General features: G+C 41.9%; 14 protein-coding genes and 1 pseudogene. 4 read left to right on the top strand and 11 right to left on the bottom strand.

The genetic code is table 11. From position 1 onward, the window contains the following. The 5 genes from ubiE to udp all read right to left on the bottom strand — a co-directional run bounded on the left by ubiE (position 1) and on the right by udp (position 4,597). Positions 1-756, bottom strand: coding sequence for a bifunctional demethylmenaquinone methyltransferase/2-methoxy-6-polyprenyl-1,4-benzoquinol methylase UbiE (gene ubiE / locus ACGF5R_RS04205; protein ID WP_112878794.1), 756 nt, complete (start codon positions 754-756; stop codon positions 1-3). A gap of 72 nt (positions 757-828) precedes the next feature. Continuing rightward, positions 829-2,160, bottom strand: a complete 1,332-nt coding sequence (gene rmuC / locus ACGF5R_RS04210; protein WP_262981253.1) for a DNA recombination protein RmuC — start codon at positions 2,158-2,160, stop codon at positions 829-831. A gap of 129 nt (positions 2,161-2,289) precedes the next feature. Then, positions 2,290-2,826: a DedA family protein gene (locus ACGF5R_RS04215; RefSeq protein WP_370446070.1), complete on the bottom strand. Its 537-nt coding sequence runs from the start codon at positions 2,824-2,826 to the stop codon at positions 2,290-2,292. 138 nt (positions 2,827-2,964) lie between these two features. Further along, positions 2,965-3,747: a tyrosine-protein phosphatase gene (locus tag ACGF5R_RS04220; protein WP_112878792.1), complete on the bottom strand. Its 783-nt coding sequence runs from the start codon at positions 3,745-3,747 to the stop codon at positions 2,965-2,967. Between the two features lie 94 nt (positions 3,748-3,841). Next, positions 3,842-4,597 (bottom strand): uridine phosphorylase, encoded by a 756-nt coding sequence (gene udp / locus ACGF5R_RS04225; RefSeq protein ID WP_088371272.1) that lies wholly within the window; start codon positions 4,595-4,597, stop codon positions 3,842-3,844. 705 nt (positions 4,598-5,302) lie between these two features. Here udp and pcp point away from each other — a divergent pair. Further along, positions 5,303-5,959 carry a pyroglutamyl-peptidase I gene (pcp, locus tag ACGF5R_RS04230; protein WP_387689883.1) on the top strand — a complete coding sequence of 219 codons (657 nt, stop codon included), beginning with the start codon at positions 5,303-5,305 and terminating at the stop codon, positions 5,957-5,959. A gap of 244 nt (positions 5,960-6,203) precedes the next feature. Here pcp and ACGF5R_RS04235 read toward each other — a convergent pair whose 3' ends face one another. Together ACGF5R_RS04235 and metE are read right to left on the bottom strand one after the other, a co-directional pair. Then, the gene (locus ACGF5R_RS04235; RefSeq protein WP_112878790.1) at positions 6,204-7,037 is read right to left on the bottom strand and encodes an intradiol ring-cleavage dioxygenase; all 834 of its coding nucleotides are present in this window, start codon (positions 7,035-7,037) and stop codon (positions 6,204-6,206) included. A 250-nt stretch (positions 7,038-7,287) separates the two neighbouring features. Further along, positions 7,288-9,564 carry a 5-methyltetrahydropteroyltriglutamate--homocysteine S-methyltransferase gene (metE, locus tag ACGF5R_RS04240; RefSeq protein ID WP_387689885.1) on the bottom strand — a complete coding sequence of 759 codons (2,277 nt, stop codon included), beginning with the start codon at positions 9,562-9,564 and terminating at the stop codon, positions 7,288-7,290. Between the two features lie 108 nt (positions 9,565-9,672). Between metE and metR the strand changes: the two genes are divergently transcribed. Next, entirely contained in the window at positions 9,673-10,626 is a 954-nt protein-coding gene (metR, locus tag ACGF5R_RS04245; protein WP_112878788.1) for an HTH-type transcriptional regulator MetR, read from the top strand. A 199-nt stretch (positions 10,627-10,825) separates the two neighbouring features. Here the strand turns inward: metR and ACGF5R_RS04250 are convergent, their stop codons facing one another. The 4 genes from ACGF5R_RS04250 to ACGF5R_RS04265 form a co-directional block, all read right to left on the bottom strand. Further along, positions 10,826-12,475: a Na+/H+ antiporter gene (locus ACGF5R_RS04250; RefSeq protein ID WP_387689887.1), complete on the bottom strand. Its 1,650-nt coding sequence runs from the start codon at positions 12,473-12,475 to the stop codon at positions 10,826-10,828. A gap of 271 nt (positions 12,476-12,746) precedes the next feature. After that, positions 12,747-14,093 carry an NCS2 family permease gene (locus ACGF5R_RS04255; protein ID WP_112878786.1) on the bottom strand — a complete coding sequence of 449 codons (1,347 nt, stop codon included), beginning with the start codon at positions 14,091-14,093 and terminating at the stop codon, positions 12,747-12,749. Positions 14,094-14,481: 388 nt separating this feature from the next. Beyond that, the gene (locus ACGF5R_RS04260; RefSeq protein WP_387689889.1) at positions 14,482-15,654 is read right to left on the bottom strand and encodes an MFS transporter; all 1,173 of its coding nucleotides are present in this window, start codon (positions 15,652-15,654) and stop codon (positions 14,482-14,484) included. Positions 15,655-15,762: 108 nt separating this feature from the next. Further along, a complete protein-coding gene (locus tag ACGF5R_RS04265; RefSeq protein ID WP_387689891.1) occupies positions 15,763-16,515 on the bottom strand; it encodes a sulfite exporter TauE/SafE family protein in 753 nt (250 codons plus the stop codon). A 250-nt stretch (positions 16,516-16,765) separates the two neighbouring features. Between ACGF5R_RS04265 and ACGF5R_RS04270 the strand changes: the two are divergent. Together ACGF5R_RS04270 and ACGF5R_RS04275 are read left to right on the top strand one after the other, a co-directional pair. After that, positions 16,766-16,891 (top strand): annotated as a pseudogene (locus ACGF5R_RS04270) (IS1595 family transposase); the annotation flags it as partial. Positions 16,892-16,998: 107 nt separating this feature from the next. Continuing rightward, positions 16,999-18,006 carry a restriction endonuclease gene (locus ACGF5R_RS04275; RefSeq protein ID WP_112878783.1) on the top strand — a complete coding sequence of 336 codons (1,008 nt, stop codon included), beginning with the start codon at positions 16,999-17,001 and terminating at the stop codon, positions 18,004-18,006. Positions 18,007-18,184: the final 178 nt, after the last annotated feature.

Raw genomic sequence — 18,184 nt, forward strand, 5'->3', positions numbered from 1 at the left:
TCAGAATTTAAAACCTCTGTGTAGTGCAACAATGCCGCCAGTCATATTGGTATAAGTCACCTGTTCAAAACTAGCCTCTTCCATCATCGTTTTAAGCGTTTCCTGATCAGGATGCATACGGATGGATTCCGCCAGATAACGATAACTATCAGCATCCTGCACAAAAACCTGACCAATCTTTGGCAGCACATGGAAAGAATAAGCATCATACGCTTTGCTTAACGGAGCGAACAAAGGCTTAGAAAATTCAAGTACCAATAAACGCCCACCCGGCTTCAACACCCGAAACATAGAACGCAGGGCCTTTTCTTTTTCAGTAACATTGCGCAAACCAAAAGAGATAGTGATGCAATTAAAATAGTTATCAGGGAAAGGCAACGCTTCCGCATTAGCCTGCACATAGCTGACATTACCAACAATACCAACATCACGTAATTTCTCACGCCCAACCTTCAGCATAGATTCATTGATATCAGCAAGAACAACTTCGCCTTTTTCACCAACTATACGAGAAAATTTGGCGGTCAGATCTCCGGTACCACCGGCTAAATCAAGTATCCTCTGACCTCTGCGCACCCCACTGGCATCAATAGCCACACGTTTCCAGATACGATGGATACCAAACGACATTAAATCATTCATTAAATCGTATTTCGCTGCAACAGAATGAAACACTTCGGCCACCATGCCTGCTTTTTCATCCTTTGCTACAGTACGGAAACCAAAATGCGTGGTTTGTTTCGTTTGGTCTACCATGTTATTTGCCCATTTTTTATTCAAAGCGTTATAAAAGTGTATCAGCCTTTCAGATAAAACCCTATCCTGGTATTAATCATTAGCGCAGAATGGTTGGCTGGCTTTATCAACCAATTCAGGATCAATCGGACGTTTCACCTCAACACCTAAATTACGAAAACTCTCCGCCTGACTTATCAGGTTGCCACGTCCCTCAGTCAACTTTTTCATTGCCAGTCGATAATTAAGTTGAGCCTTATCCAGGCTTTGCCCCAAACCTTGCATGTCATCGACAAACAAACGCATTTTATCGTACATACGGGCAGCCTTATCGGCGATTAAACGCGCATTTTGGCTTTGATACTCATAGCGCCACAAGTTATTAATCGTACGCACAGCAACCAACAATGTTGATGGACTAACTAGCATAATATTGTATTTAAATGCTTCATCAAGCAGCTCAGGCGCCTTGTTCAGCGCAACCAGATAAGCGGGTTCAACCGGAATAAACATCAATACATAGTCCAACGATTTCAGCCCGGGCAACTGCTGGTAATCTTTGCGGCTCAAACCACGAATATGACCTTTAATCGAGTCGATATGCTCTTGAAGGGCTAACTCCTGCTGATGTCGATCACCACTGTTAAAATAACGCTCATAAGCGACCAGTGACATTTTGGCATCAATCACCACATCTTTCCCTTGCGGCAAATGAACAATAACATCAGGTTGGAAACGGCGGTTACCCTCCACCTTGATATTCACCTGAGTACAAAACTCATGCCCTTCTCGTAAACCAGAAGCTTCCAAAATACGGGATAATACAACTTCTCCCCAATCTCCCTGAATTTTATTATTACCTTTAAGGGCATTTGTCAGATTGATAGCTTCCTGCGCCATCTGGACATTGAGTTGCTGTAAGTTACGGATTTCATGTGCAAGAGTATGTCGTTCACGGGCTTCCTGGCCAAAACTCTCCTGTACTTGCCGATGAAGGCCATCGAGCTGTTCACGAAATGGTGCTAAAAGCGTATTGAGACTTTGCCGATTTTGTTCATCAGTACGGCGCCCCGTTTGTTCAAAAATACGATTAGCCAAATTCTCAAATTGAGTATTCAAACGTAGTTCACTATTGATCAGCAACCGCTGTTTCTCTTCAGCCGCAAGGCGACTCTCTTCCAGACGTGTCGTCACTTCCCGCAGTTCAGATTCTTGCACGCTATTGATTTCTCTCTGAGCCCGCAATTCTTGGTTCAATTGTTCGCATTCAACCCGCCAATAAGCGGATTGTTCAATTTTCTCATTAGCAACGGCAAGCTGGCTGTCCAATTTCCTTAATTCCAGCTCTTGCTGTTGAATACGTTGATGAACGGAGAACCAAACGAGAATACCACCCCCCAAAAGACCGCCAAATGTCCCTATCAACGTATATAACAACTGGATACCCACCGGTACTTCCTCTATCTAATGCTTAGACCAGATAAACTAAATTGCCACTGTATAGATGTCCAGAATGATTTATACAGATGGTTCAGTCTGCGAAGCCGCTCCCAATTAACTCACCCATTTCACTAACCATTGCAAACCAAATGCTCCTGGCGCTAATACGCCAAAAGACCAGATAAGTGCGGAACAGATATTCGCTATCTGGAAATAACGCAATCGCATGGTACAAATACCCGCGACTAATGGCACAATTGCACGGAATGGCCCAAAAAACCGACCAAGGAAAATGCTCCAAATACCCCAGCGCTCAAAAAAATTATGCGCTCGTGTCAGCAGTTGTGGTTTACGGGAAATCGGCCAGATTTTACCAACATCACCTTTAAAATGCGCACCGGCGATATAGGATACCCAATCGCCCAAAAAGGCCCCTACCGCGGCTGCCAACCAAATTGACCAGAAATTAAGGCCACTTTCACCTATTAATGCACCTAACCCAAGCAATATGATCGTTGCAGGTAATAACAAGGAGAAAAAAGCCAGAGATTCACCAAAAGCAAGTAAGAAAACAATCGGCATGATCCAAGTATCGTGTGCTTTAACAAAAGCGATTACCAACTCAACTATTTCATGAAGACTCAAATTCATATTCCTATATTGATTAATATACCCTATGGATTTCAAGATGCATCGCGAGTGCAGCCAACAAAAAGGCAACTTGAAAGATAACGGGTATACCACATTCAATTTAACCACCGCTGCATTAACCAGAATTAAACCAACTTTTTATTCAAGGAAATAACCTTGTAATTTCTTACGAGCAGCAAAATCAAGGCCAAGATCTTTCTCCAGCCATATATCTACACTGCCATAATGCTGGTTAATACTGTTTAATGCCGTCATTAAAAACTCTTCTCTCACGGAATAAACATAAGCGAATTTATCAACCACATCGTCACTCATGGTTTTCGCATGCTCATTTAACAAATATTCACGGTAAGGAGCCAAAGTAGAGTGAGTCACTAAATAATCTTCCATTACCGTATCCAAATCAGCCCCCAATGCAAATAATACCAGCGCAGAACCTACACCGGTTCTGTCTTTACCTACCGCACAATGCTGGACTATCCCACCTTTTTCCGGTTGTTGCAGTAATTTAACTAATGTCTTGTAGGCTGAGTTTTTTAGAGGCAGTAATTCATAAAGACGGAACATAAATGCCTGAGGATTAAATTGTTCCAACATCTCTGACGCCAATTTTTCCAGATTTGCATTCACTTCATCATATAAGGGATTGGCCGGAGCATGATGATAATTAGCGCCATTCCATACCAAATCGGGTTTATCCGCTATTTCACTGACATCACGATAATCTATGATTTGAAAGAGATTTTTATTTGCCAGGAAAGATTGGTCTTGTTCTGTTAAGCGATCCAGAGAACCAGAACGGAAAAGCAAGCCTGATTTGATTTTTCCACCACTCGCGACTTTTTTACCGCCTAAATCACGAAAATTAATCCCTCCATTGAGGGGAAGCACTGAGGGATGCAATAAAGATGTTGTGATCATGATGATTTTTAATCAGTTGTTAGGTATTAAAACATTAACAGATTTCTATTCAAAATAAGAGTGAGCCGGAATACTCCGGCCCAAAAAGTATGATTTACAACAAACGGCGAGCAGCTTCTACTACAATCCCCAATGCGTTACTTTCTGTTTTCTCAAGTAATTCAACATTAGGAATCTCCTGCTGAGTACGGTTAACAATAACACCGGCAACCATACCCGCACGCAGCCCTTGGCTTGCACACATTGTTAATAAAGTTGCCGATTCCATTTCATAATTCATGACCCCCATCGCCTGCCATTCAGCCATTGAACCTTTGAAACGGCTCACAACTCGGCCAGAATAGGTATCATAACGCTCCTGACCGGGATAAAAAGTATCGGAAGAGGCCGTTACCCCGACATGTACCGTTGCACCCAAATCTTTTGCTGCCTCGTACAAAGCCGTCGTACATTCAAAATCGGCAACCGCCGGGAATTCCATCGGAGCAAAATGCAGGCTGGCGCCATCCAAACGAACAGCAGCGGTGGTAACCAACACATCACCAACATTGATATTTTCCTGAATTGCACCTGTTGTGCCGATACGTAAAAAAGTACGCACACCCAATTGGGCTAATTCTTCAACAGCGATAGAGGTTGACGGGCCGCCGATGCCCGTAGAGCACACAATGACAGCTTTACCATCAATTTCTGCCCGCCATGACGTAAATTCACGTAAAGAAGCAAGATGAACTGGGTTATCCATCAATCTTGCGATTTTTTCCACACGTTTCGGATCACCGGGAACAATAGCTAAAGTTGCGCCTTGCAGGTCGCTTTTGGTCAGACCTAAGTGAAATACATCAGACATATCAGACTCCTCAGTAAGAAGAATTTATAATGAAATTAGTTGAGATCTACTGTATTGATCATTTAGACATCTTTTAGTGATAAATGTCACCTTAAAGTAATATAAAAAAGAAAAACGTACATTATTTTGAGATATAAATCACAAAAAAACCACAAAACGGACAAAAACAGGGCGTTCTCTTCCATCCATAAACTAACTTGAATGAGTTCATATTATGGAAAAAATAATCTATTGTTTATTTATATTTACATTTCAAACATATCGAGAAAAATATATCGCGGATTATCTCATCGAAATATTTTCTCCCTGAGCGTTAATAGAGATTAATATCCATCCCATCACAAAGAAAAAATTATCGTTTCACAACCCGGTTATAAAACAAAATATTTACAATAAACTATCAACTTAATCAAATATAAATCACCGTCGTTATTAAGATACTCTCCTAACATTTATAAATCAACAACGCAATAATCTGGACTATTTTTAAAATAACTTTTTCTCATGATGAACATATTAAAAAATTAACTGTATTTTACTTCTATAACTAATAAACAATTTTTCTTGCTTATTCACCAATATATTACAATTATATTTTCAACAAAAATAAAACAATTACCAAATATAAATATCACAGTTATCTTTTCATAAGATGCATATTGTTTAGATATATTAGACTCTTTCCTCCATATAAGGGAACTATCCATGACGACACAAAAAACAGTTTTAATTACAGGTTTCGAACCTTTCGATAAAGAAACGATTAATCCATCCTGGGAAGCGGCTAAACAATTACAGGGACGAGAATTATGCGGGGCCCGCGTTGAAGCGCGTCAGCTTCCATGTGTGTTCGACGTCTCTCTGGCTTGTCTGTATGCTGCTATTGATGATGTACAGCCTGCTCTGGTCATTGGCGTAGGGCAGGCAGGCGGTAGACCGAATATTACCGTGGAACGCGTGGCAATTAATATCAATGATGCTAGCATTCCTGATAATCAAGGTAATCAGCCTATCAATACCCCCATAGTCGCAACAGGCCCTGCCGCCTACTTCACCACATTACCGATCAATGCGATAGTCAAGGGTTTGCGTGATGCTGGAGTCCCTGCCTCCATTTCACAAACCGCAGGCACTTTTGTCTGTAATCACGTCATGTACGGCTTGTTGCATCATTTGGCATGCACCAATCCTGAAATACGCGGTGGATTTATCCATATCCCTTATCTGCCTGAGCAAGCAGCTCGGTATTCAGGAACTCCAAGCATGGCCCTAGAAATAGTTATAACAACGCTGGAAATTGCTATCGATGAAGCATTAAAAAACAGTGAAGATATCGCCATTAATGGAGGTACAACTCATTAATTTGACATTCTGCTTGCGGGACTGAAAGTTTTTCTCTGAGAAAATGACAGGCACAGAAAATATGATCTACTGATAATATCAATCAAACAGTAAAGATAATCCTCTCTGTGCCTGCACAATATCCATATGTAAATATCAAGTACCTGATACTTTATTAAATTATTAATCAGCATACCATTTACATAGGTTACTTTATAATTTAGACTGTTATTACATTGAAATTTAGTTTATTCAACAAAACCGGTCATACCGTATGGGAATATAAGTCATCTTTAGTTATGAAATTAGATATATTTTCCAAGTCTATCGATAGAATTATTTCACCCAGTATCCCACGGTTAATATCAGATTCATCTATTTTTATTACTTTTATTTCTGAAAGATGACCATTCATATTTTTAAAATATTCATCTTCATGATTTTGGGTTCGGATGACCCTCCTTTTTGAATACAGATCATACTTATAAACCTCTGTATTGATCTCTTCTGGAAAATACATTTGACCAACAAAAGCAAAATGCTCTTTGTCAGTGATATCTGTACTCAATTTTCTGATTGCAATATGAATATGAGTCGCTCTACCAGCATAAAACCCAGGATAAATAGTCGTAAAATTAACTACCCCATTCTTATCCGAGGGTTGAGCTCCTCTTAGAAAATTTTGATCATCAGTTCTATTGCTAGAACCTACTCCATCAACATTAGGTACTATATCGGGGCTGATATAACTCCAACCAGAATATTTTCCCCGACTATTACAATGCCAGATATCAACAAATAAACTCTCAACCGGTTTACATGTTTTTTTATCCATAACAGTAATTTTCAATAAAAAAGGTATTCCTAACTCTGAATCGGTAATATCCCTTCTTACAATTTTGTCATTGCGGAAATACGGCCCTGATATCTGCTCTGGCGCAAGCGTACATACGCCTATTCCATATTGTGAGGATAACTTTGCTTCCGTACGAGCTAGAGCAATCGGAGCAAACGCCGCAGTCGCCGTAATAGCGGCACTACTTTTTAAAAAATTTCTTCGAGAGCTACTTTTCTTACCTTGCAACTTATTAACATCCATATAATCCCCTCTTTAATTATTAAGTTTCTATTACAATGCTTCCTTTTTGTTACTTCCATGGTTATTTTGTTAATAAAATGTGTTTTTTCAAATACCAATATGGCATATATAAGTTACTAAAAGTTTGGTAATAGAAAGGATTCTGGCTAAATCGCATCACTACGCGCTATTGCAAAAAGAAAGATTATTTTTTGAAAAATGCCCATCACCAACTAAAGGTGACAGGCAAATTGTTGGGTTATTGGATTAATTATTTCACTGATTCACGGAGACGTTTCGCCGCTTGCACCATATTTGCCAGTGACTGGCGAGTTTCAGTCCAACCACGGGTTTTCAAGCCACAATCCGGGTTAACCCACAGGCGTTCGATCGGAATACGATCAGCCGCTTTACGTAACAGAGCTTCAATCCATTCAACACTAGGTACGTTAGGTGAATGAATATCATAAACACCCGGCCCGATTTCATTCGGATAAGAGAAGTTTTCGAATGAATCCAACAGCTCCATATCCGAACGGGAAGTTTCAATAGTAATCACGTCCGCATCTAATGCTGCGATGGAAGGCATGATGTCATTGAACTCGCAATAACACATATGAGTGTGAATCTGTGTGTCATCTTTAGCAATTGCCGCATTCAATTTAAATGCTTCTACCGCCCAATCAAGATAGGACTGCCACTCTTCCCGGCGCAGTGGTAAACCTTCCCGCAATGCGGGCTCATCAATCTGGATGATACCAATACCCGCTTCTTGCAAATCGTCCACTTCATCACGCAGAGCCAATGCAATCTGCTTAGCAATCGTCTCACGACTGACATCTTCCCTTGGGAATGACCAACAGAGAATTGTCACCGGCCCAGTTAACATCCCTTTGACAGGTTTCTCCGTCAGCGATTGAGCATATTTAGCCCATTCTACCGTGATAGCTTCTGGACGACTGACGTCACCAATAATCACTGGTGGCTTCACGCAGCGGGACCCATAGCTCTGAACCCAACCATTCTGCGTAAAGACAAAACCATCGAGGTGTTCACCGAAGTACTCCACCATGTCGTTACGTTCAGCTTCGCCATGAACCAATACATCTAATCCTAAACGTTCTTGTTCGTTAATTGCCTGCTTAATATGTTCACAGATATTGGTACGATAGCTGGCACCATCTACCCGGCCTTTTTTGAAATCCAAACGTAAGCCACGAATTTCCGTCGTTTGCGGGAATGATCCAATGGTTGTTGTCGGCCACAATGGCAAGTTATAGCGCTGACGCTGTATTTCCGCACGCTGCGGGTATGGCTGATTACGCTCACTGTCCTGTGGCTTAATTGCCGCCAGGCGCTCAGTAACTGCCTGATTATTTACTCGTTTAGATTCACGACGTGCACGGATTGGCACACTGTAAGCATCCAATTCTGCTTGTTTACTGCCATCTGGCTGATTCAATGCCGCAGCCAGCAAAGCTAACTCCTCACATTTCTGCAATGCGAACGCAAACCAGCTTTTCACCTCTGCATCAAGCGCAGTCTCATCACTCAGATCAATAGGGCTATGCAGAAGAGAACAGGAAGAACCGATCCACAGTGTACGGCTACCTACCAATGGCTTAATTAGCTGATGCTTAGCGGTTAAATCAGCACGCCATACATTACGACCATTAATCACACCAAGGGAAAGCACCCACTCTTTCGGCAATGACTCATTCAGTTGCGCGATATCATCCTGACCAGCAACCAGATCCACATGTAACCCTTGTACCGGCAAAGATTTAATCGTTTCTAGATTGTGACCAACGCTATCGAAATAGGTAGTCAGCAATAGTTTAACCTGTCCTTGAAGTGCCTGATAAACAACCGGATAAGCTGCCAACCACTCTGCTGGCAGTTCCAGTACCAGCGCAGGTTCATCAATCTGAACCCATTCGATACCTCGTCTAGCTAACTCAGCTAATACTTGCTGATAAACAGGAAGAATATCTTTCAATAAAGAGAGACGATCAAATCCCTGACCTTTCACTTTACCCAACCACAGGTAAGTTATCGGCCCCAGTAAAACGGGTTTCACTTGATGGCCCAGAGATAAGGCTTCATCCACTTCTTCTAGTAACTGAGTCCAACTCAGCTTAAATTCCTGCCCTTGCTGAAATTCCGGCACAATATAATGGTAGTTAGTATTAAACCATTTAGTCATTTCTGCGGCGGCGGCAGGTTCACCCGTCGGCGCACGACCGCGAGCAATACGGAACAGTGTATCTAGATCAATCGTGCCATCTGGATTCTGGTGACGCGGGGGCACATTACCGAGTAGTAAACTGGTGGTTAGAACATGATCATACCAAGCGAAATCACCAACCGGCACTAAATCAACACCAGCCTGCTTTTGTTGTTCCCAGTGACGGGCACGTAACTCACGGCCAGTTTCCGATAATTCTTGCTGAGAAATTTTCCCTGCCCAATAGTTTTCCTGAGCCTTTTTAAGTTCTCTTTTCAAACCGATACGTGGAAAGCCAAGTGTGTGATTAATAGTCGTCATTTCATTATCCCGTCATTTTTAGCCGTCTAGATGTTTACACATCCATAATCAACAGGTAAGGTATAAACCACAAGCGCAATTTATTCATTATCATCCTGAAGGTTTCTCATGATCGAAATAAAACATCTAAAAACATTACAATCATTGAGTCATTGTGGTTCATTAGCGGCAGCAGCCAATCATCTGCATCAAACACAATCCGCTTTGTCTCATCAGTTCAGCGATCTTGAACATCGTCTTGGCTTCCGGTTGTTCATTCGTAAAAGTCAACCGCTTCGTTTCACGCCACAGGGTGAAGTTTTATTACGACTAGCAGAACAAGTGCTCCCTCTGGTTCAAAATGCACTGCGCGAATGTAAAGAGCCGGGCCAAACAAATCTGCGTATCGCTATTGAATGTCATAGTTGTATTCAATGGCTGACACCTGCACTCAAGCATTTCCGAGAAACCTGGCCACAAGTCAATGTGGATTTCAAATCCGGCGTCACTTTTGATCCACAACCTGCATTACTGCAACGAGAATTGGATGTCGTTTTGACATCAGATATTCTTCCTGAGAGTCATTTGCACTACACACCGCTATTTGATTATGAGGTCAAACTGGTTGTTGCTCCGGATCATCCTCTGGCCAATAAACTGCACATCCAGCCAAAAGATTTAATTGATGAGACATTGATGATCTATCCCGTTCAACGTCAGCGATTCGATATCTGGCGGCGTTTCTTGCAACCGGCGGGTGTTGTCCCTACGTTGAAAAATGTGGATAACACCCTGTTACTGATCCAAATGGTCGCGGCCCGCATGGGAATCGCGGCTCTGCCACATTGGGTTGTTGAGACATTTGAAAGGCAAGAGTTAGTGGTAACTAAAACACTGGGAGAAGGTTTATGGAGCAGGCTGTACGCTGCCGTTCGTGAAGGCGAACAGTATCAGCCTGAGATTGACGCGTTTATCCATTCCGCACGCCAGCACGCGATGGATAATCTGCCATTCGTAAAAGGAATTGCAAAATTAAACGTTGATGCCCCCAGAACAACGCAACAACCACCAATGGTAAATTGATCAGCCATTCCACCGGAACCAACATATTATTCATCATTGCCGAGAGGTTCCGGTATCTACGGCGGGAAAACCAATACCACCAGCCAGATACGAGTAAACATATAAAATCAGTTATCAACCTGACAGGCGAAATATCCACCGATCAGGCTGAACACGGCGACTCACAAGATTATCGTGACAACTCACAAATTATAGGATATCAATGCTCTTTCTGTACCAATAGAGCTTCCAGTAAATCCAAATCATGTAGCAAGGTTTGAAGTGTCTCATTACTTATTTTTCTGGTCGCACGCAGATGATACAACTCACCACGCTCTGCCCTTAATGCGGTCAGACGAAAACGACGTTCCAAATCTTCCACTAGCAGGCTATGTTCTATCTCATCCTGCCCTACAGTACGGCGACGCAAATAACCAATTACTCTGGAAGCAACTTCAGTAATCACCTCAGCATCCAGTTGCTCTTCGGGACTAGCAGAAAGACGCTCTTCCATCTTATTCATACTGACAATCGCCACTTCCGCCATAGCTGCCCGCGCCATTCGGACCTCACTGATATCTGCCTCCTTATCGGAAGTTTGCATTCCCCGTAACAGGAATGGCAAAGAGAGAACGCCAATTAACAACGAGAACAGAATGACTCCCGCAGCAATAAAGATAAGCTGATAACGGGCCGGGAATGGCGTACCATCCGCCAGAAACAGAGGAACAGACAGTGCGCCAGCAAGTGTGATTGCTCCACGAACGCCGGCAAAAGATGCCAGCCATAATTCACGAGTGGTATAAGTCGCAAAATTCAGTGGATTTTTTTTCATAAAAAATTTGCTGATATTCTTCATCAGCCATAACCAGCAGAAACGCAGTAATAAAAGGGCTCCATAAATCACTGCAACTGCGGCGAACAGCATCCAAGTTTCAACGGTTGGATCAATTTCTGCCTGTATAACGGAAGTTTGCCAGATCCCCGGTAATTGCAGGCCCAACATGACAAACACCAAGCCGTTAAATACGAACGCCAGCATTGACCAGACACTATCAGCACGCAAACGCATTGCCAACGGAGCATTACGGATGACCCCAGATTTACTGATCGTCATACCCGCGGCAACCGCAGCAAGGATACCGGAAACGCCAATATGTTCTGCAATCAGATAAGAAGCAAACGGCAACAGCAACATGAAAACAATTTGGGTTGCCGGATCGCCACCGCTCCAACGGTTCATTAAGCGCAGGGATTTACTGTACAACCAAGTTATTGCAATACCGGATAACAAACCGCCAATAGCAACCTTGAAGAATTCTATGGTCATGCCAGTAACAGAAAATGCCATCGTTCCCATTGCTATCGCTACAGCGAACTTTAAGGCTACCAGGCCTGAAGCATCGTTCATTAACGCTTCCCCTTCCATCACATTCATCATGCGCTTAGGCATACGCCTTTTTCCAACAATGGATGATAAAGCCACCGCATCTGTTGGCGATAACACAGCAGCAAGGGCAAAAGCAGCAATTAACGGAATACCTGGCATCAGCCAGTAAATCAGATAACCAATACCGACAACAGTAACCAGCACCAATACCAGCATCAGTATGAAAATTTCCCGTCCATACTGGAAAAACTCTCTGGTCGGCATTTTCCAGCCATCAACGAATAACAAAGGAGGAATTAGCAGAACGAGAAATAGCTCAGGATTAAAAGTAACATGTAAGCCAAAGTGCGGCCAAGCCAGCAATGCTCCCATAGCAATTTGCATTAACGGCAGAGGTATGCGGAACGGAATCACTTTAGTCAGAACGCCAGAAACTGAAACCACCAAAATCAAGATCAGAATAGTAAAGAATATTTCCATGTTGCCCTTACAATTTGCCTAAGAACCGTTGGTATACAGATTGAAACTCTTTTTCTTCCCGTTAACACAAAACAGTGAGAATAAATCTTAATACTAAAATAACTGAATCAATCGAAAAAGGTAGATACACGCGGAGCCGTATCCGAAAGAATTACAGGAATATTGTAAACTAATCAGATAAATACAGGGGAAATAATTGAGAATTTAAAAGTAATCGCAAGAATTGGCAAAGTGCGCAGGGGTGAACACCCATTACGCACTTTTTAATCAATCAAATAGCCCAATCACCAGCATAAAATGCTACTAAAGCGATCGTAATTACCACGGTACCGATATTCAATTGGCGCCATTCACCGGAACAGATACGACCAACAACCAGCGAACTGAAACCCAACATAATACCGGTTACAATATTGCAGGTCAGAACAATAAAGACCGCGCAAAGCATACCGGACATCGCCCCAACAAAATCATCGAAATCCAGCTTTCTGACATTACTCAGCATCAACAAACCAACATACATCAACGCCGGCGCGGTGGCATACGCCGGTACAAGATAGGAAAGTGGAGAAAAGAACAAAATTAACAGGAACAGGATACCGACAACTGTTGCGGTTAAACCTGTTTTACCGCCGGCTGCGGTACCCGCGGCTGATTCGATATATACCGCAGCCGGAGAAGCACCGATAGCGCCGGCAAAAATACTACTAACAGAATCGGCAGTCAGCGCTTTACTGCCATTAATAATCTGTCCGCCTTTATCCAACAGGTTCCCTTGCCCTGCTACCGCACGGATGGTACCGGTCGCATCAAACACCGCAGTCATGACTAACGCCAACACACTGGGTAACACAATCGGCTGCAAAGCCCCCATAATATCCATACTAAAAATCAAGGACAGGCCATCATCTCCCAGACTCGGTATCTTAAAGAACCCTTGATATTTCACCGCCGGATCAAAAATCAGCCCAATAACTGAAATCACCACGATCACTAACAGCACACCACCGGGAACTTTCAATTTTTCCAGACCAAAAATAACAGCCAGCCCAAGCAGAGTCATCATAACCGGAAAAGAGGTGAACGCCCCCAAAGCAACAGGCAAACCTTCCAGAGGGTTCTTAATGACCAAACCAACACCGTTTGACGCAATCAGTAACAAAAACAGCCCAATACCAATCCCTGCACCATGCGCAATACCCATTGGTATATTGCGTAAAATCCAAGAACGAATACCGGTAACAGAAATCACCGTAAACAAGCATCCCATCAAAAATACCGCACCGAGTGCAACCGGAATAGTGATTTGCTGTCCTAAAACCAAACTAAAAGCGGTAAATGCAGTCAACGAAATTGCACAACCAATTGCCATTGGCAAGTTAACCCACAGCCCCATTAACAAAGAACCAAAACCGGCAACTAAACAAGTCGCAATAAAGACAGCAGTATGGGGAAACCCTGCCTGCCCTAACATTCCCGGTACAACGATGACTGAATAAACCATCGCCAAGAAAGTTGTGATCCCTGCCAGAATTTCACGGCGTACCGTTGTGCCACGTTCAGTCAATTTAAAATACTTGTCCAGTTTGCATTTAACTGGTGCCTGAGTGCCAAACATGTCGTTCCCCTGCATTATGTTCATGGTACTTCTTCCACTTCCTCATCAAACGAAAACGATCACCTTGCTTAATAACACAACAACATTGCCCCAATCGGTTCAATAAATCACAAAAGCAATCGTTTGGCTTTTAGAATAGAAAGCAGTGAGAAAATTTGAGGCGAAAGATTATCCAGTGATCATCGTGTCGAAATCAATAGCTAACAGTATTATTTAGCTAAGTATCACAAGAATGACTTCTGGAGATTAAACCTTTTACGATAATTAATCGCAATGTTTCAATCTTAGGATTCCACTTACTAACGACTTGATAATAAATAAGATTCACTCAATGCTGACTGCTATTCACAGCCAGCTTTTACGCCTGTACAACTACCAACTGAATACTTCAGCTTTTATCACCTTGCGGGTTAAACCGATCCATGGTTGAAACCAGAAACAGTGCTGCAATGATGACAAGCAGAACAGGTAAACCTGATGGCGTCACTGAACTCGCTATACCGGCAAGCAGTGGTCCAAACAAACTCCCAATTCCCCACAACATAGCCGCCGCGGCATTAGCCACTATCAGATCATTTCCTGAAAAATACTGACCGATTTGGACCAATGCAATGGTGTAGATAGCCCCCGCAGTTGCCCCTAAAACAATCAACAAAGGCCAGATAAGATACTGATATGTCATAACAAACGGCAATAATGCACTTGCTCCGAGCGTTGCTACACCACAAATCTGGTATAGGCGCATACGATTCATATGATCCGCCAGCCAACCAAACGGAAGCTGCATCACTGCATCACCAGCAAGAATGACACTTATCATCAGTGCAGCTACCGCTTCGATATACCCATAACTCATCCCGTAGATGGGAAACATAGAAAGAATGGTCCCGTCGAAAAAGGAAAAAAATAGCACACCACCACAGATCGCCGGTGCAATCTTCACAAATTGAACAATAGAGAAATTGGATTGCTTACTGTGTTGCGGCAACTTATCGCCTTTCTTCTGATCTACCATGACAAAGAGCACCAGTGAAAAGATATGGATCAGAGTACAAATCAGTATCGGCGTTTTATCTGCGATACCATAAAAAGCAATGATAGAAGGGCCAAGCAACTGACTGACAGTAAAAACTGTTGTATAAACAGCCAGTACCCTGCCTCGTTTATTCTCTTCAGAGAGTTCATTAATCCAGGTTTCACCTAGACAGATCATTAACCCGTTAGCAACACCAGTAACTAGCCGCAGAGGAAAAAGCAACTCCATCGGCAACGACCCCAAAAGTGGGAGCAAACTGCCAGCAGAAACCCCTGTTGCAATCATCATGACGTGTTTCTTACCTACCAGAGCTACAATTTTCTGGACGACCGGAGCACTCAAAAGAACCCCCAATGCCGGAGCCGCAGAAATTAAACCAATGTACAACTCATCAATACCTTGGCTATTCAAGCGTAACGCTATCATTGGGATAGTCAAACCAATGACAATGCCAATAACAGCGACACTCGTGGTAATAGTAAAAATGGCAAAAAAATTATTATTTCTATAATCACGACTGTTCATTTTATTTATATCTATCCAGCAAAAACAAAGAGAATAAATATGAAATGAACTGAAAACAACAAATTAATAATATTATATTGAATGCGTTAATTCCTATTGGTTATTATTTCAAACAGTAAATATATAACGATATATCAGCATTAACCCCGAAGCCAGTACAATAATATTGATAAACTTCAAAAATGTTCCTCTGGAGATTTTCAGTGTCACTTGGCGACCAACATAGATTCCCAACAACATGGCTGGAATAAATACCAGTATCAATAACAAAAATGAGGTGTCCAGATAAATACCCATGACAACAAAAATAATCACTCTCGTCAGGGTACTGAAACCAATTAAAGTCGTCTGAGTAATCCTGAAAATTTCCTTATCTGATATCCGCCCAGTTAGATAAATTGCATATAGAAAACCGCCACTACCAAATAGCGCACTGAAAATACCTCCACTCAGACCAAATGGAATAGCGGCTTTAGCGGGGAATTGACGGTAAGTTTTACTGAAAAATAGCGAATAAATTGAATAGAAAACAACAAATAACCCCAACACCAGAACTAAAACATCAGGTCGGGCCATCAATAAAACGGCGGCGCCAATCAAGCTACCGATAACCATTAATGGAATCATTAATTTGAGCTCACTAAACTCTGATTTTTTACCCTCTCTGGTAATATTAATCACTGCGGCGGTTAAATCTACCAACGCGAGCATAGGAACAATTTTCGCTACAGGAATATAAAATGCCAGAACTGGGCTAGCAACAAGAGCAGAACCAAACCCGGCCATACCAAAAACCAGATAAGCAAAGAAAACGACAAAAATGCAAATAAACAGATCAGGCCACGCAAGTACATGTAACATTTCTACTTCCCTGAAAATAGTTCTCAAACTAAAGTGATCGTTTTCCCGATACTAATAGTTTTTACTATCATTTGTCAGGTCTGTCTGCAAAAAATAGGACACATCAGTTAAAGATGTACTTAATGCACATATGGCGATGGTATGGTCCTGTGGAAAAATAATATGTTTAAATTACAATCAATTTAAAATATTTCCTAACAATAAATAATTGGGGCTGCCCTAGATAAGTAATTTGATCTAGGATATCCAAATGAGAAAAAGTCGGATTAGCCAATACAAGCAAAAACATCTTCAGGAACTCTTTGTGGCGGGGGCTACAGCCCGCACTGCGGCAGAGTTAGTGGGTGTCAACAAAACGACTTCAGCTCTTTGGTATCTTGCTCTATTTAATTGATTTTTAATCACTTTATTATAACTTGTGACCACGGCACATGTCGTTGTAATCTAATGGCATATATGGATAGAAAAGATGTTAGATGAAAAATGATAGAGCGCCAAATTTTTGAGACCTTATTAACTAAGGCAACAGAAAAACTCACTCAAGACTTGAGATCATCAAACGAGCATCATAACTCAAAAAAATTTGAGCAAAGAGTCAGAGAGGTTTTAGGAGAGATATTAACGGACATGGGGTTATTTGTAGATATGAATCCGCCTGCACAAGCGTTTCCAGACATAATTATTGGAAACTTTGGTGTAGAAGTAAAATATTCAGATAATAATACATGGAGATCAATAGCAAATAGCATTTTCGAAGGGAGTCGTAAGCAAGGAGTAGATTATGTATATCTACTTTTGGGAAAAATTGGCGGAGAACCAGAAGCTAAATGGGGGCATTATGAAGAATGTATCATGCATGTAAGAACGTCTCATGTTCCAAGATTTGAAGTGGAAATTAATGCCAAAGAACCATTATTCGATAAGCTCAATATAAGCTATAACGACTTCAGGATTTTAAGTCCGGAAGAAAAAATGCCCTTCATTAGAAAGTATGCAAAAAATAGGTTAAAGCCCGGTGAAAGGCTTTGGTGGATTGATGATCAACCTGATGAAAGAACTCTACCATTGGAAGTAAGGCTATATACAAAACTTTCTCAGCCGGAGAAACGAAAGTATCGAGCAGAATCAGCAGTACTTTGTCCACAGATTGTTAAATCTAGCCGAGTATCGGGAAAATACGATGATGTGACAATGTTTCTTCTAACATATTATGGCATATTGTGTAATCAAGCTAGAGATTTATTTTCTGCTGGAAGTGTCGCAATGAGATCGTCGCCAGAAAGAGGTGGCAATTATATAGAAAGGGCATTAAAAGATATAGAGGTCGAAATGCTTCGAGCATTTTATGAATTAGAAGATGCCTTATTTGAAGAGTATTGGGGAGTAATTCTTCCCAAAGAAGAAAGAATTAAGTACTGGTTAAAACTGGCAGATACCTATGCTGTAGGATGGAGACCATCAGAAACTCTATTTATAACTGCTAAATATTGAGTCTTTACAACAATACCATGACTGATAACAAATAACAGTCATGGTATTCTAAATATACCCGTCATCTTTCAAGTTGCCTCTTTGTTGGCTGCACTCACTCACCCCGGTCACATAGTTCTCTATGCTCCCGGGGATTCGCTCCCTTGCCGTCGCGATGCATCTTGAAATCCATTGGGTA

The organism is Photorhabdus sp. RM71S, assembly GCF_042879355.1.
Taxonomy (GTDB): domain Bacteria; phylum Pseudomonadota; class Gammaproteobacteria; order Enterobacterales; family Enterobacteriaceae; genus Photorhabdus; species Photorhabdus kayaii.